14 protein-coding genes and 1 pseudogene are annotated in these 14,195 nt (G+C 54.0%); 5 read left to right on the top strand and 10 right to left on the bottom strand.

Annotated features, from left to right (window positions below; all coding sequences use genetic code 11):
* The first annotated feature begins 5 nt into the window (after positions 1–5).
* On the top strand, positions 6–1,760 hold the full coding sequence (locus HA45_RS07530) for a sulfite reductase subunit alpha (protein ID WP_100704397.1): 1,755 nt from the start codon (positions 6–8) through the stop codon (positions 1,758–1,760).
* Between the two features lie 54 nt (positions 1,761–1,814).
* Here the strand turns inward: HA45_RS07530 and sspB are convergent, their stop codons facing one another.
* From sspB to zapE, 5 genes and pseudogenes are all read right to left on the bottom strand, one after another.
* Positions 1,815–2,297 carry a ClpXP protease specificity-enhancing factor gene (gene sspB / locus HA45_RS07525; RefSeq protein ID WP_100704396.1) on the bottom strand — a complete coding sequence of 161 codons (483 nt, stop codon included), beginning with the start codon at positions 2,295–2,297 and terminating at the stop codon, positions 1,815–1,817.
* 3 nt (positions 2,298–2,300) lie between these two features.
* Positions 2,301–2,942, bottom strand: a complete 642-nt coding sequence (sspA, locus tag HA45_RS07520; protein ID WP_100704395.1) for a stringent starvation protein SspA — start codon at positions 2,940–2,942, stop codon at positions 2,301–2,303.
* A gap of 326 nt (positions 2,943–3,268) precedes the next feature.
* Positions 3,269–3,661: a 30S ribosomal protein S9 gene (rpsI, locus tag HA45_RS07515; RefSeq protein ID WP_034826648.1), complete on the bottom strand. Its 393-nt coding sequence runs from the start codon at positions 3,659–3,661 to the stop codon at positions 3,269–3,271.
* Between the two features lie 15 nt (positions 3,662–3,676).
* Positions 3,677–4,105: a 50S ribosomal protein L13 gene (gene rplM / locus HA45_RS07510; RefSeq protein WP_034826650.1), complete on the bottom strand. Its 429-nt coding sequence runs from the start codon at positions 4,103–4,105 to the stop codon at positions 3,677–3,679.
* A gap of 240 nt (positions 4,106–4,345) precedes the next feature.
* Positions 4,346–5,472: pseudogene (gene zapE / locus HA45_RS07505) on the bottom strand (cell division protein ZapE).
* A gap of 184 nt (positions 5,473–5,656) precedes the next feature.
* Between zapE and zapG the strand changes: the two are divergent.
* The 3 genes from zapG to degS all read left to right on the top strand — a co-directional run bounded on the left by zapG (position 5,657) and on the right by degS (position 8,713).
* The gene (zapG, locus tag HA45_RS07500; protein ID WP_034826655.1) at positions 5,657–6,061 is read left to right on the top strand and encodes a Z-ring associated protein ZapG; all 405 of its coding nucleotides are present in this window, start codon (positions 5,657–5,659) and stop codon (positions 6,059–6,061) included.
* Positions 6,062–6,173: 112 nt separating this feature from the next.
* On the top strand, positions 6,174–7,544 hold the full coding sequence (degQ, locus tag HA45_RS07495; RefSeq protein WP_100704393.1) for a serine endoprotease DegQ: 1,371 nt from the start codon (positions 6,174–6,176) through the stop codon (positions 7,542–7,544).
* 86 nt (positions 7,545–7,630) lie between these two features.
* The gene (gene degS, locus HA45_RS07490) at positions 7,631–8,713 is read left to right on the top strand and encodes an outer membrane-stress sensor serine endopeptidase DegS (protein ID WP_100704392.1); all 1,083 of its coding nucleotides are present in this window, start codon (positions 7,631–7,633) and stop codon (positions 8,711–8,713) included.
* A 61-nt stretch (positions 8,714–8,774) separates the two neighbouring features.
* Here degS and epmA read toward each other — a convergent pair whose 3' ends face one another.
* The 3 genes from epmA to efp form a co-directional block, all read right to left on the bottom strand.
* Positions 8,775–9,752, bottom strand: a complete 978-nt coding sequence (gene epmA / locus HA45_RS07485) for an elongation factor P--(R)-beta-lysine ligase (protein ID WP_100704391.1) — start codon at positions 9,750–9,752, stop codon at positions 8,775–8,777.
* Between the two features lie 158 nt (positions 9,753–9,910).
* Positions 9,911–10,045 carry an entericidin A/B family lipoprotein gene (locus HA45_RS07480; protein WP_038649531.1) on the bottom strand — a complete coding sequence of 45 codons (135 nt, stop codon included), beginning with the start codon at positions 10,043–10,045 and terminating at the stop codon, positions 9,911–9,913.
* A 131-nt stretch (positions 10,046–10,176) separates the two neighbouring features.
* Positions 10,177–10,743, bottom strand: coding sequence for an elongation factor P (efp, locus tag HA45_RS07475; protein ID WP_008104410.1), 567 nt, complete (start codon positions 10,741–10,743; stop codon positions 10,177–10,179).
* A gap of 41 nt (positions 10,744–10,784) precedes the next feature.
* Between efp and epmB the strand changes: the two genes are divergently transcribed.
* Complete coding sequence (gene epmB / locus HA45_RS07470; RefSeq protein WP_100704390.1) at positions 10,785–11,813, top strand: EF-P beta-lysylation protein EpmB; 1,029 nt, start codon at positions 10,785–10,787, stop codon at positions 11,811–11,813.
* A 43-nt stretch (positions 11,814–11,856) separates the two neighbouring features.
* Here the strand turns inward: epmB and HA45_RS07465 are convergent, their stop codons facing one another.
* Together HA45_RS07465 and groL are read right to left on the bottom strand one after the other, a co-directional pair.
* Positions 11,857–12,204, bottom strand: coding sequence for a DUF4156 domain-containing protein (locus HA45_RS07465; RefSeq protein ID WP_100704389.1), 348 nt, complete (start codon positions 12,202–12,204; stop codon positions 11,857–11,859).
* A 323-nt stretch (positions 12,205–12,527) separates the two neighbouring features.
* Complete coding sequence (groL, locus tag HA45_RS07460) at positions 12,528–14,180, bottom strand: chaperonin GroEL (RefSeq protein WP_100704388.1); 1,653 nt, start codon at positions 14,178–14,180, stop codon at positions 12,528–12,530.
* Positions 14,181–14,195 lie beyond the last annotated feature (15 nt).

Raw genomic sequence — 14,195 nt, 5'->3', positions numbered from 1 at the left:
TATCCATGAAGATTCCTTACATTCCTGAAGATGCGCCCTTTAACGGCGAACAGAAATACTGGCTGGCGGGTTTTCTCGCCGGTCTCCACTCGCGTCTGTTGGTATTAGAAGACAAGCAGACGGCACCTGCGGCCGGTGGCGCCACCAACACGCAGTTGCACATTCTGTTCGGTTCACAGACCGGCAATGCTGAAGCGCTGGCACAAACGGCTGCGAAAGCCGCTCGTGCCAAAGGTCTGGTGCCGGTGGTTCAGGCATTGGGCGAAGTGGATTTAGACGTGTTCGCCACCATGCGTCACGTGCTGATCGTCACCTCGACTTACGGCGAAGGCGAAATGCCGGACAACGCCCAGCTGTTCTGGCAGGCCCTTTCCGCCAGTACCGCGCCGCGTCTCGAGCAGATGCACTTCGCCATCCTGGCGATTGGCGATACCGGTTATGATGGCTTCTGCCAGGCCGGTAAATTCTTCGATATGCGCCTGGAGCAGCTGGGTGCTAAACGCGTCTTTGACCGTATCGATTGCGATATCGACTTCGAAGAGCCTTCCAGCGCATGGATTGGCGACGCGATGCCGCAGTTTGCCGCCAGCGCGGGCAGCAGCGGTACCGTATTAGACAGCGCGCCAGAAGCGCCAGTGATCCCAGGCAGCAACAAGCAGAATCCTTATGCTGCGGCGTTGGCGACCAACAAGCGTCTGTCGGGCGAATCGTCAGCGAAAGATATTCGTCACTTTGAATTCGATCTCACCGACAGCGGCCTGAAATATGAAGCCGGTGATGCGTTGGGCGTGATCCCAGTGAATGATGCTGAGCTGGTTAGCCTGCTGTTGAGCGAGCTGAAAGCCGATTACGAAACGCCGGTGCCGGGCTTTGACCGCAACCTCGGCGACCTGCTGACCTATCAGTTCGAAATCTCTGAGCCATCGCGCAAGTTGATTGAGTGGGTTGGGCAGAACACCGGTAATCAGGAACTGCTGCACGTGTTGCAGCACGATGACAAAGATACCCTCGCCAACTGGCTGTGGGGCAAAGATACGCTGGATCTGCTGCAGCTTGAGCTGAAGCGTAACCTGTCCGTGCCGGAACTGGTGGCGATGCTGCGTCCGTTGCAGCACCGTGCGTACTCCATCTCTTCCAGCTCAAAAGCACATCCAAATCAGGTGCACCTGACTATCGCTTCCGTGCGCTACCACAGCGGTGGCCGTGAGCGTAAAGGCGTGTGTTCAACCTATCTGGCCGAACGCGTGCGTCGCGGCGAGAAACCAGCGATCTTTATTTCGCCGAACAAAGCGTTCCGCGTGCCCGCTAACAACAACGCGCCACTGATCATGGTCGGCCCTGGCACGGGTATTGCCCCGTTCCGCGCCTTCCTGCAGGAGCGCCAGTCAGCCGGTGCTGAAGGTAAAAACTGGTTGTTCTTTGGTGACCAACATCAGGAACACGACTACATCTACGAAGATGAGTTAAACGGCTGGCAGCAAAGCGGTTTACTGACGCAACTCGATCTGGCGTTCTCACGCGATCAGGAAGAGAAAATCTACGTGCAAAATCGCATGCTGGAGAAAGGCGCTGAGCTGTACGCCTGGCTGCAGGACGGCGCGTACTTCTACGTGTGTGGTGATGCTTCGCGCATGGCGAAAGATGTGGATGCCGCGTTGTATGAAGTGGTGCGTCAGTTTGGCGGCCTCTCCAGCGAACGTGCGGCGGCTTACATCGACCAGCTGAAGAAAGATAAACGCTACCTGCGTGACGTCTACTAAGCATTGCAGACATAAAAAAACGGGCCAATTGGCCCGTTTTTTATTTCACGCGATTTACTTCACTACGCGCAATGAAGGACGTCCACCACGCGGTGGCGGTTCATCATCAGGCGAATGATCGTTATCAGCCGCATCGTCGGGACGATCGCCATCAATCACAGACATCATCGTCTCTTCCTGGCCTTCCTGCTCGTTAGTCTCCAGCTCGTAAGCCGGTTCCGGTTCGAACATCGTGCCTGCGCCATTTTCACGTGCGTAGATGGCGAGAACAGCGGCCATTGGCACAGAAACCTGGCGTGGAACACCACCGAAGCGTGCATTGAAGCTCACTTCGTCATTGGCGAGGTCGAGGTTACCCACGGCGCGTGGCGCGATGTTCAAAACGATCTGGCCATCACGCGCATACTCCAGCGGCACCTGCACACCAGGCAGATTGATGTCGACCACCAGATGCGGCGTCAGCTGGTTGTCGAGCAACCAGTCATAAAACGCACGCAGCAGATACGGACGACGAGCCGTTAGTTGCGACATTTCCATACATTAGCCCCGGGCTTGCAGGCGCATTTCACGTTCCGCTTCCGTTAATGAAGCAAGGAATGAGTCACGTTCAAATACGCGTGTCATGTAGCCTTTCAGCTCTTTAGAACCCGCGCCAAGCAATTCCACGCCCATCTGCGGCAGACGCCACAGCAGCGGTGCCAGATAGCAATCTACCAGGCTGAACTCTTCGCTCATAAAGAACGGCGTACGTGCGAACAGTGGCGCAATCGCCAGCAGCTCTTCACGCAGTTGTTTGCGCGCGGCATCAGCTTCAGCGTTAGTACCGTTTTCGATAGCGCGCATCAAGGTGTACCAATCCTGCTCGATGCGATGCATCATCAGGCGGCTTTCACCACGGGCAACCGGGTAAACAGGCATCAGCGGTGGATGCGGGAAACGCTCATCAAGGTATTCCATGATGATGCGGGATTCATACAACGTCAGTTCACGGTCGACCAGCGTTGGTACAGTGCGATACGGGTTGAGGTCAATCAGATCCTGCGGCAGGTTATCCGTTTCAACCTGCTCGATCTCCACGCTGACGCCTTTTTCAGCCAGCACGATACGTACCTGATGGCTAAAGATGTCAGTCGGACCGGAAAACAGCGTCATTACCGAACGTTTGTTGGCAGCGACAGCCATGAAAACCTCCAAGTTTGTTCACAAAAAGATACTGCGAATAGCCAACCACGCGGCGACTCACCTGCTCATCAGATTCGCACACAGCCAGCATTAGCGCGGCGATCCCGTCGTCCCGACAGGAATAACGCGCACAACGCTCCGGCTTGCGGGCGCAAAGTGTCAGTGAGTTTACCAGATTTTAAGCAGCTTGTGGGGCGGGGATGATGATTTGCGGGCAAAATGCGGGTAAAGCTCGCGTTTTTAGCGTTAAAAATCGTGAATGCCGGCAATAAAAAACCCGCCGAAGCGGGTTTTTGAGCAAATTGTGTCTGCCGAAGCAGCAACAATTAACGCTTAGAGAACTGCGGACGACGACGTGCTTTACGCAGGCCGACTTTCTTACGTTCAACTTCACGCGCATCACGGGTAACGAAGCCCGCTTTACGCAGTTCAGGACGCAGAGACTCGTCGTATTCCATCAGAGCGCGTGTGATACCGTGACGGATCGCACCAGCCTGACCAGAAATACCACCACCTTTAACGGTGATGTACAGGTCAAATTTACCAACCATATCAACCAGCTCCAGCGGCTGACGCACGACCATGCGTGCAGTCTCGCGACCGAAGTATTGCTCCAGTGAGCGCTGGTTAATTACGATGTTACCGCTGCCCGGCTTGATGAAGACGCGAGCGGCAGAGCTTTTGCGGCGACCAGTGCCGTAGTTTTGAGTTTCAGCCATTGCCTATAATCCCGATTAAATGTCAAGAACTTGCGGTTGCTGCGCCGCGTGAGTGTGCTCGTTGCCTGCGTAAACCTTCAGTTTACGGTACATAGCACGACCCAGTGGGCCTTTCGGCAGCATGCCTTTAACCGCGATTTCAATCACACGCTCAGGACGGCGCTCGATCATCTCTGCAAAGGTCGCTTGCTTGATACCACCGATGTGGCCAGTGTGGTGATAATAAATCTTGTCAGTACGCTTGTTGCCGGTTACAGCAACTTTCTCTGCGTTCAGAACGATGATGTAATCACCGGTATCAACGTGCGGAGTGTATTCCGCTTTGTGCTTACCACGCAGACGGCGCGCCAGTTCAGTCGCGAGGCGACCCAAAGTTTTGCCAGTTGCGTCAACAACATACCAGTCACGTTGTACGGTTTCTGGTTTAGCTGTAAAAGTTTTCATTGAAAAGCTTACCCAAAATAAAAAGTTACACGTTGGTGAAATCCCAAACGCTAAGTAAACGATTGAGGCTCACACGACCATTTTGCCCAGCAAGCCACCCCTTCAAGTGAGTTACCGGATCACATCGAGTTCTTGGGAAAGAAAACCGATGCTGTAACGTGGGGTCGCAAGATTATAGAGAAGTCGAACTCAAAGATCGAACCTTTTTGCATCGAAATCCTGCGTTTTTTGCCCACGCCATCAGGGCAGATGCGGCAAACGCAAATACTCTTCGCTTTGCATTTCCTGCAAACGCGACAAGCAACGCTGATACTCGAACTTCAGGCGCGTGCCCTGATAAATTTCAAACAGTGACGTTTCTGCCGCGACCACCAGTTTAACGTGACGTTCGTAGAACTCATCCACCAACGCCAGGAAACGGCGCGCCTGGTCTTCGGTCTTATAAATCATCACCGGCACATCGTACAGCAACACGCTGTGAAAGCGGCGCGATAATTCAATATAGTCATGCTGCTGCGCCCTGTCCCGCACAGCGCGAGGAAATCAATCGCTAACACCCCTTCGTTCACGCCCAGCGTTGGCATCTGACGATGGTTAATCTCCAGCACTGGCGCATCCTCACGCGGCTTACCCGATAAAGCGCGGAACATCCGCTCCATCTCAGCATGCGTGGCATCGTTAAGCGGGAAATTCCACAGATGCGCGGAGGTCAACGTACGCAGGCGATAATCAATGCCCGCATCCACGTTCATCACATCACAATGGCGCTTAATCTGCTCAATGGCGGGCAGGAAACGCGGGCGCTGCAGGCCATTGCGATACAGATCGTCAGGCGGAATGTTCGATGTCGCGACCAATGCAATTCCGCGATCAAACAGGGCTTCCATTAACGTGCCCAACAGCATGGCATCGGTAATATCGGAAACAAAAAATTCGTCGAAACAGAGAATGTCGGTTTCTGCCTTAAAGCGATCGGCCACAATCAGCAGCGGATCGCTCTGCCCTTGCAACTGTGTCAGCTCTTCGTGAACCCGCAGCATAAAACGGTGGAAATGCAGACGAAGTTTGCGGTCGCCAGGAATAGACTGAAAAAACAAATCCATTACCCAGGTTTTTCCACGCCCTACACCGCCCCACATATAGAGGCCACGTACCGGCGCTTCGCTGCTGCTTTTCTCTTTAGACATCAGCTTAGATAAGCGGCCAAAGAGCCCTTTAGCGGCGGGCTCTGATGAGGGCTTACGGGCGATCAATCCCTGCTGGATAGCATCTAAACGGGTAATGGCTTCGCGTTGTACATCATCCGGGCGAAACTCGCCCTGCGACAGCGCCTGCTCATAGCGGGCAAGCGGAGATGAGGTTTGCATGGTTCTCTCTGAATCCCTGAAAAAGTCCGATTCACGGGTCGGTTGGCGAAAATTAGGCCGCTCTACAGTAAGCGATGCAGCCCGAGAGTTCCACTTCCATAAGATTATTGGGTATAGTGGCTGCTAATGAAGTTGAAATAGAAGCAATGCCCTACGAAGCAACGGAAATTACACGGGAGTCATTATGACCTGGGAATACGGGCTGATTGGTTTAGTGATTGGCATTATTGTCGGCGCAGTCGTCATGCGTTTTGGCAACAAGAAGCTGCGTGAGCAGCGTAGCATGCAGTATGAGCTGGAAAAATCGAAGGCTGAGCTGGCAGATTATCGCGAAGAGCTCACCAACCACTTTGCGCGCAGCGCAGAATTGCTGGACAACATGGCGCATGATTATCGCCAGCTGTATCAGCATATGGCAAAAGGGTCGAATGACCTGCTGCCAAATCTGCCTGGCGAAAAGAATCCGTTTGCTTATCAACTGACGGAAGCCGAAGCGGATAACGATCAGGCACCGGTGCAAATGCCGCGTGATTACTCTGATGGCGCATCCGGTTTGCTGCGTGGCAGCGATCGCACACCGCGTAAATAATCCTTTTGGGGCACAGCTAAGCTGTGCCCTTTTTGTTTTCCGAACACTTACGTCAAACGGCTGTCACACTTTTTATCCCCCTCCTTTTTTTCGCAGCGAGAGCGTTGTAGCAATGAAAAAACAAGCACGAGTGTTAAGCGCATTAGCCTTGAGCATTGGGATGAGTCTGGCGGCAACGCCTGCCGCTATGGCGACTCTGCCCGCACAGGTTCAGGGACAAGCATTGCCGAGCCTGGCACCGATGCTGGAAAAAGTACTGCCCGCGGTGGTCAGCGTGCATGTTGAAGGCACTGACAGCGGTCAACAGGCGCAGGAAATTCCTGAGCCGCTGAAACGCTTCTTCGGTCAGGCGCCGGGGCAATCCCAGCCGCAGCCTTTTGAGGGGCTCGGTTCCGGTGTAATCATTGACGCCGCGAAAGGCTATATCCTCACTAACAATCACGTGGTCAACGGCGCGGATAAAATCAGCGTCCAGCTCAGCGATGGCAATGAATATGACGCCAAGCTGATTGGTCACGATGAGCAAACCGATATCGCGCTGATTCAGGTTGAAGGTGCTAAAAATCTGACGCAGGTGAAAATCGCCGATTCTGACTCACTTAAAGTGGGTGATTTTGCCGTGGCTATCGGTAACCCCTTTGGTTTGGGGCAAACCGCCACCTCCGGCATTATTTCGGCGCTGGGTCGCAGTGGTTTGAACCTTGAAGGGCTGGAAAACTTCATTCAGACCGATGCCGCGATTAACCGCGGTAACTCCGGCGGTGCGCTGGTGAATCTGAATGGCGAACTGATTGGTATCAACACCGCAATTCTGGCCTCCAGCGGCGGCAACATCGGTATCGGCTTTGCCATCCCCAGCAATATGGCGATGAACCTCGCTCAGCAATTGATTCAGTCCGGTGAAGTGAAACGCGGTCAGTTGGGTATCAAAGGCACAGAGATGACACCTGACATCGCCAAAGCCTTTAACGTAGATGCGCAGCGCGGCGCCTTTGTTTCTGAGGTCTTACCAAATTCCGCTGCACAAAAAGCCGGCATCAAAGCGGGCGATATCATCACCACCATTAATGACAAAGCCATTACCAGCTTTGCAGAACTGCGCGTGAAAGTGGGTACCACACCGCCAGGACAGCAGGTGAAGATTGGTCTGCTGCGTGAAGGCAAACCGGTGAACGTGACCGTAACGCTGGAACAGAGCGCACAAAGCACCGCCAGCGCCCAACTGATGTCACCGGCGTTACAAGGTGCCACCTTAAGCGATGGCGCCACCAAAACCGGTGATAAAGGCGTGAAGGTCGATGCCATCGATAAAGGCACGCCGGCTGAGCAGGCAGGCTTGCAGAAAGATGATGTGATTGTCGGTGTAAACCGCGATCGCGTCAGTTCACTGGCGGAAATGCGTAAAGCGCTGGAAGGTAAACCACCGATCCTGGCGCTCAACGTGGTGCGCGGTGAAGAGAGCATTTATCTGCTAATGAGATAATCCTCGCAACAGGCGGACAAGCAGGTGTTTGTCCGCCTTACTCATGTTATTCTGCCCTGCGATCCCACCTTTCCTGAAATAACACCATGTTTCTTAAACTTTTGCGTTCTATGGTGATGGGCCTGATCGTCGCGGGCTTACTGCTTGTTGCGATACCTGCGCTGCGTATGGGCAGCAACGTCACCTTTGATCATGATAACAGCGATGATGAATCACCCGTGAGCTTCAATCAGGGTGTGCGTCGTGCTGTGCCTGCGGTGGTCAATGTTTATAACCGCAGCGCGCACGGCAACAACAATCGCGGCATCACCACGCTGGGCTCCGGCGTGATCATGAACGTGAAAGGCTACATCCTCACCAATAAGCATGTCATCAATAACGCCGATCAGATCATTGTGGCGTTGCAGGATGGCCGCTTCTTTGAAGCCAACTTAGTGGGCTCGGATGCGATGACGGACCTGGCGGTACTGAAGATCAGCGCCACTAACCTGCCAGTGATTCCGATTAACGCTAAGCGCATCGCCCATATTGGCGATGTGGTGATGGCGATTGGCAATCCTTATAACCTTGGTCAGACCGTGACGCAGGGCATCATCAGCGCCACCGGACGCGTCGGTTTAAGCTCATCCGGACGCCAAAACTTCCTGCAGACCGACGCCTCGATCAACCAGGGCAACTCGGGCGGTGCGCTAATTAACTCGCTGGGCGAACTGATGGGCATCAATACCCTGACGTTTGACAAAAGCAATGATGGCGAAACGCCGGAAGGCATTGGTTTTGCAATTCCCACCGCGTTGGCAACCAAAATCATGGATAAGCTAATTCGTGATGGTCGGGTGATTCGCGGCTATATCGGCATCACCGGACGCGAACTGCCGCCGCTGCACGGCCAGGGCAGCAGTCTGGATCGCGCACAGGGCATTATCGTCAGTGAAGTGACGCCCGGCGGGCCAGCCGATCGCGCCGGCATTCAGGCCAATGATGTGCTACTGCAGGTGAACGGCAAAACAGCGCTTTCCGCGCAGGAAACCATGGATCAGGTGGCGGAGATTCGCCCAGGATCGGTGATTCAGGTGCAGGTGCTGCGTAACGAACAGAAGATGATGCTGCCGGTGACCATCCAGGAGTTTCCAGAAGCCCCCGCCGCTCCGACCACCACACAACCCTAATCGCTGAATGAGTCACGGAGCGATAAATCACGCCGTGACTGTTGGATATCGACGGCAGGAATTAGCTGCGATCGACCGGGAAGGCAATCACTTCGCTTAATGCATTGGCTTTCAACGCCAGCATAATCAAACGATCCACACCCAGCGCCACGCCTGAAGAAGCAGGCATGCCATGCGCCAGTGCGTCCAGCAGGTTGGTATCAATCGGATGCTGCGGCAAACCACGCGCGGCACGGCGGCGGTTATCCTGCTCAAAGCGCTGGCGCTGCTCGCGGCTATCGGTTAATTCACGGAAGCCATTCGCCAGTTCCACACCTTTGTAATACACCTCGAAGCGCTCCGCGACACGATGATCTTCAGTGCTGATCTCGGCTAATGACGCCTGGCTGGCCGGGAAGTGATAAACAAAGCACGGCTTGTCATTACCAATTTTCGGCTCAACGCCCAGCATGAACAGCAGCTGAAGGAGCGTATCGCGGTCGTCTTCACGATTCGCCAGTTCACCCTCGCCCAGTTTGGTTGCGGCTTCACGCAGCTGCGTTTTATCCGCAGACAGAGGATCGAGTTCCAGATGGCGAATAAATGCCTGCTGATACGACAGGGATTCGGCGTTATCGCACTCCAGCACCTGCTGCATCAAGTCATCGACCTCGTTCATCAGGCGATACATATCGTAGTGCGGGCGATACCACTCCAGCATGGTGAACTCTGGATTGTGATGACGACCGGCTTCCTCATTGCGGAAGCAACGCCCCATCTGATAGATCGGGCCACTGCCTGCCGCCAGCAGACGCTTCATGTGGTATTCGGGGCTGGTCATCAGCCACAGGTCACGCCCTTCAGCGGCACCGGGGCCGACAAAGCGCGTCTGGAACGGCACCAGATGGATGTCTGTGATGGTCGCCTGGCTCATCGCCGGGGTATCCACCTCCAGCACGCCGCGATCGGCAAAGAAACGACGTATTTCCGCTAAAATAGCGGCGCGTTTCAACAAATTGGCAATGGGTGCGCTCGGCTGCCAGCTTGCCGTTTCGCTCATGTTGGTGACTCCGTATACAGATAAGGGGGAGAAGTCTACCCGTATTGGCTACGGCAAACAACGGCGTTACGGGATCGAGACTCGACCAGGAGAAATGCAGGGAAGGAAATGGAGGCAGAAAAAATCCGGTACGAAACGCCGTTTCGCACCGGCTTTCATTACTGTGCGCTGCGCTGAATTGCTTTACCGCCCGCCTGAACATCTTCGCCTACCCCACGCGTGGTGTTACAGGCTGTCAGAACGGAAGAAAGCACCAGTACCGATAAAATCGCGACAATACTTTTCTTTAACATAGCCATATCCTTGTTGGTTGCAGTAAAACTACAGCCCTTAAAGCATAGACCTGTTACGCAACGCTGGCGGCTAAGCCGAAGATAAAAGACGAGAAAAAAAGGCGCATCGATTGATGCGCCTGATTTGGCAATTATTTTACGCGAGAAACGTATTCGCCAGAGCGGGTGTCAACTTTTACCACTTCGCCAATCTGCACGAACAGTGGAACTTTGATCACTGCACCAGTAGACAGCGTCGCTGGCTTGCCGCCGGTACCGGCAGTATCACCTTTCAGGCCTGGGTCAGTTTCGATGACTTCGGCTTCGATGAAGTTCGGTGGCTGAACCGCGATTGCTTTATCGTTCCACAGGGTCACGATACAATCCGCATTGTCCTGCAGCCATTTGGTCACATCGTCCAGCACTTTAGATTCGATCTGATACTGCTCGAAAGACTCTGGGTGCATGAAGTAGAAGAAGTCGCCATCGTTGTAAGAGTACTGCAGCGTCATATCACGAACGTCTGCGCCTTCGGCAGAGTCGGTAGATTTGAAGGTCTTCTCAACGCGAGAACCCGTCAGCAGACGACGCATTTTTACGCGCGCAAACGCCTGGCCTTTACCCGGCTTGACGAACTCACTGGCTTCGATGGCATATGGCTCGCCTTCGAACATGATTTTAAGACCGGGACGGAAATCGTTGCTAAGATAAGTCGCCATAAAGGCCCTCTGTAAATATTGAACTGGTAATAGCCAAAAAAATGGCAAACATTGTAACCCTAAATCCCCCCATCAGAGAAGATTGGTTGCAGCAACTTGCTGATGTTGTCACCGATCCTACTGAATTACTGCAACTTTTAGCTCTTGAACAGCATGCGGATCTGACCGCAGGCAACGATGCGCGCAAGCTTTTTGCCCTGCGCGTGCCGCGTGCCTTCATTCAGCGCATGGTAATGGGTGATGCAAAGGACCCACTTTTGCTGCAAGTGTTAACCAGCCGTCAGGAGTTTGTTGATGCGCCAGGTTACAGCACCGACCCGCTGGATGAACAAAGCAGTGTGGTGCCCGGTTTACTGCACAAGTATAGAAACCGCGCGCTGCTGTTGGTGAAAGGCGGCTGTGCCGTCAACTGCCGCTACTGCTTCCGTCGCCATTTTCCCTATCAGGATAATCAGGGCAACAAGCGTAACTGGCAGGCCGCGATCGATTACATCGCTGAGCACCCGGAGCTGGATGAGATCATCTTCTCGGGTGGCGATCCGCTGATGGCCAAAGACCATGAGCTGGCGTGGCTGGTGAGCGCGCTGGAGAAAATCCCGCATCTGAAGCGTCTGCGTATTCATAGCCGTTTGCCGGTGGTGATACCCGCACGCATTACGGAAGGACTCTGCCAGATTCTGGCCGAAACGCGCCTGCAAGTGCTGATGGTAAGCCATATCAACCATGCGCAAGAGATCGACGACGAACTGCGCTACGGCATGCAGATGCTGAAACGTGCAGGCGTCACTTTACTCAATCAGAGCGTGCTACTGCGCGGCGTGAACGATGACGCCAGGGTTTTGGCTAGCCTGAGTAATACGCTGTTCGATGCCGGCATTTTGCCTTACTACCTGCACGTGCTGGATAAAGTGCAGGGTGCCGCGCATTTCTATGTTTCTGACAGTGAAGCGCGTGCGCTGATGCGCCAATTGCTGGCCATGGTTTCGGGTTATATGGTACCGAAACTGGCGCGTGAAATCGGGGGTGAGCCCAGTAAAACACCGCTGGATTTGCAGCTACGTCAGGAATAAAAAAAGCCGCATCAGCGGCTTTTTTTACAACTCTTTTTTGCCATTACGGGCACTTATACACCTGACCAGACATTTTGCTGTCCAGCGGGGCGAAAGCAGACAACAGGTTCTGCGTTGGGCTGGTTGCACCGTAAATCACGTTGCCGCCCATTTCAGCAGCACGGTTACGCAGGTCATTCGCTGCACCACGCAGTGAGCTACCTTCACCGCCTGATCCGCTCAACCAGTTGCTTTGTGAGCCGGTGACATTGCCCAGCAGCTGACATTGGCTGCCTGGCTGTTGGTCAACGAAAGTGACACGTTGTCCGCCGGAACTCAGTTGATTGGAGCTGCTGCAGCCCGCCAGCAGTACAGTCCCTACCGCCAGTCCGAGCAAGAGGTTAATCCGCATTGTAATCCCCATTTATTATCATCAGTGTCGGGTGGCAGCGTAGCAGAAAAGCGCACATTTTTTCTGAACGTTCATTGCCTTATACCCTAAATAGTTCAAGGTGCAGAAAAGCGGCAAGGGCATGAATCCCCGGGAGCTTACTCCAGTGAGTGACTGGGGTGAATGCACGCAGCCAACGCATCTGCAATTTGAAATATGACGGGTATAAACCCGCAGAGCCGAAGTATTGCGCTCATACTTATACCTTGTTCGCCGCCAAAAGAAAAACCCTCGACCGTTCCCGATCGAGGGTTTTTCAGATGACTAAAGCAGTCAGGGGCAAATTACATCATGCCGCCCATTCCGCCCATTCCACCCATACCGCCAGCGCCGCCTAAATCAGGAGCGTCGCCTTTTGGCAGGTCAGTCACCATCGCTTCGGTGGTGATCATCAGACCCGCAACAGAAGAGGCGTACTGCAGCGCAGAACGGGTCACTTTAGTTGGGTCGAGGATACCGAAGTCGATCATGTTGCCGTATTCTTCAGTCTGCGCGTTGTAACCGTAGTTACCGTCGCCTGCTTTCACGTTGTTGGTCACAACAGAAGGCTCTTCACCGGCGTTAGCTACGATCTGACGCAGTGGCGCTTCCATTGCACGCAGTGCAACTTTGATACCCACGTTCTGGTCTTCGTTCTGACCTTTCAGGCCTGAAGCAGCGATTTTGGCCGCTACGCGAACCAGCGCCACACCACCACCTGCAACCACGCCTTCTTCAACTGCAGCACGGGTCGCGTGCAGAGCATCTTCAACGCGGGCTTTCTTCTCTTTCATTTCAACTTCAGTTGCTGCGCCCACTTTCAGAACGGCAACGCCGCCTGCCAGTTTCGCTACGCGCTCCTGCAGTTTTTCTTTGTCGTAATCAGAGGTCGCTTCTTCGATCTGCTGACGGATCTGCGTTACGCGGCCCTGGATTGCGCCCTGATCGCCCACGCCATCGATGATGGTAGAGGTATCTTTGTTGATCACAACGCGCTTAGCCTGACCCAGATCTTCCAGGGTGGCTTTTTCCAGGTCCAGACCGATCTCTTCAGAGATAACGGTACCGCCGGTCAGGATAGCGATATCCTGCAGCATGGCTTTACGACGGTCGCCGAAGCCAGGTGCTTTAACAGCAGCGACTTTCACGATGCCGCGCATGGTGTTAACCACCAGAGTCGCCAGCGCTTCGCCTTCAACATCTTCAGCGATGATCAGCAGTGGTTTACCGGCTTTAGCAACCGCTTCCAGTACTGGCAGCAGTTCGCGGATGTTAGAGATTTTCTTATCGGCTAACAGGATGAACGGTGCATCCAGTTCGATAGCGCCAGTCTCTGGCTTGTTGATGAAGTACGGGGACAGGTAGCCACGGTCAAACTGCATACCTTCAACCACGTCCAGCTCGTCTTGCAGGCCGGTGCCTTCTTCAACGGTGATAACGCCTTCTTTGCCTACTTTCTCCATCGCGTCAGCGATCAGAGCACCCACGGTTTCGTCGGAGTTAGCAGAGATGGTACCTACCTGAGCAATCGCTTTGGTATCCTGGCACGGAACAGACAGCGTTTTCAGCTCTTCAACTGCAGCGATAACCGCTTTGTCGATGCCGCGCTTCAGATCCATCGGGTTCATACCCGCCGCCACAGCTTTCAAACCTTCAGTGATGATAGCTTGAGCCAGAACGGTTGCAGTGGTGGTGCCGTCGCCTGCAGCGTCGTTCGCTTTAGAGGCCACTTCTTTCACCATCTGTGCGCCCATGTTTTCGAACTTATCTTCCAGCTCGATTTCACGCGCAACAGAAACGCCATCTTTAGTGATGGTCGGTGCACCAAAAGATTTATCCAGCACCACGTTACGGCCTTTCGGGCCCAGGGTAACTTTTACTGCATCTGCCAGGATGTTAACGCCACGCAGCATTTTTACGCGTGCGTCATTACCGAATTTTACGTCTTTAGCTGCCATTTCAAATATCCCTTA

The organism is Pantoea rodasii, assembly GCF_002095465.1.
Lineage (GTDB): Bacteria > Pseudomonadota > Gammaproteobacteria > Enterobacterales > Enterobacteriaceae > Pantoea > Pantoea rodasii.
Note: the sequence above shows the minus strand (reverse complement) of the source record. Positions and strands in the feature narration are given on the sequence as shown.

Bases quoted from the DNA above. Each gene is read 5' to 3' on its own strand.
- HA45_RS07530 (WP_100704397.1), top strand. From the start codon at position 6: ATGAAGATTCCTTACATTCCTGAAGATGCGCCCTTTAACGGCGAACAG.
- sspB (WP_100704396.1), bottom strand. From the start codon at position 2,297: ATGGAAATGTCGCAACTAACGGCTCGTCGTCCGTATCTGCTGCGTGCG.
- sspA (WP_100704395.1), bottom strand. From the start codon at position 2,942: ATGGCTGTCGCTGCCAACAAACGTTCGGTAATGACGCTGTTTTCCGGT.
- rpsI (WP_034826648.1), bottom strand. From the start codon at position 3,661: ATGGCTGAAACTCAAAACTACGGCACTGGTCGCCGCAAAAGCTCTGCC.
- rplM (WP_034826650.1), bottom strand. From the start codon at position 4,105: ATGAAAACTTTTACAGCTAAACCAGAAACCGTACAACGTGACTGGTAT.
- zapG (WP_034826655.1), top strand. From the start codon at position 5,657: ATGACCTGGGAATACGGGCTGATTGGTTTAGTGATTGGCATTATTGTC.
- degQ (WP_100704393.1), top strand. From the start codon at position 6,174: ATGAAAAAACAAGCACGAGTGTTAAGCGCATTAGCCTTGAGCATTGGG.
- degS (WP_100704392.1), top strand. From the start codon at position 7,631: ATGTTTCTTAAACTTTTGCGTTCTATGGTGATGGGCCTGATCGTCGCG.
- epmA (WP_100704391.1), bottom strand. From the start codon at position 9,752: ATGAGCGAAACGGCAAGCTGGCAGCCGAGCGCACCCATTGCCAATTTG.
- HA45_RS07480 (WP_038649531.1), bottom strand. From the start codon at position 10,045: ATGTTAAAGAAAAGTATTGTCGCGATTTTATCGGTACTGGTGCTTTCT.
- efp (WP_008104410.1), bottom strand. From the start codon at position 10,743: ATGGCGACTTATCTTAGCAACGATTTCCGTCCCGGTCTTAAAATCATG.
- epmB (WP_100704390.1), top strand. From the start codon at position 10,785: ATGGCAAACATTGTAACCCTAAATCCCCCCATCAGAGAAGATTGGTTG.
- HA45_RS07465 (WP_100704389.1), bottom strand. From the start codon at position 12,204: ATGCGGATTAACCTCTTGCTCGGACTGGCGGTAGGGACTGTACTGCTG.
- groL (WP_100704388.1), bottom strand. From the start codon at position 14,180: ATGGCAGCTAAAGACGTAAAATTCGGTAATGACGCACGCGTAAAAATG.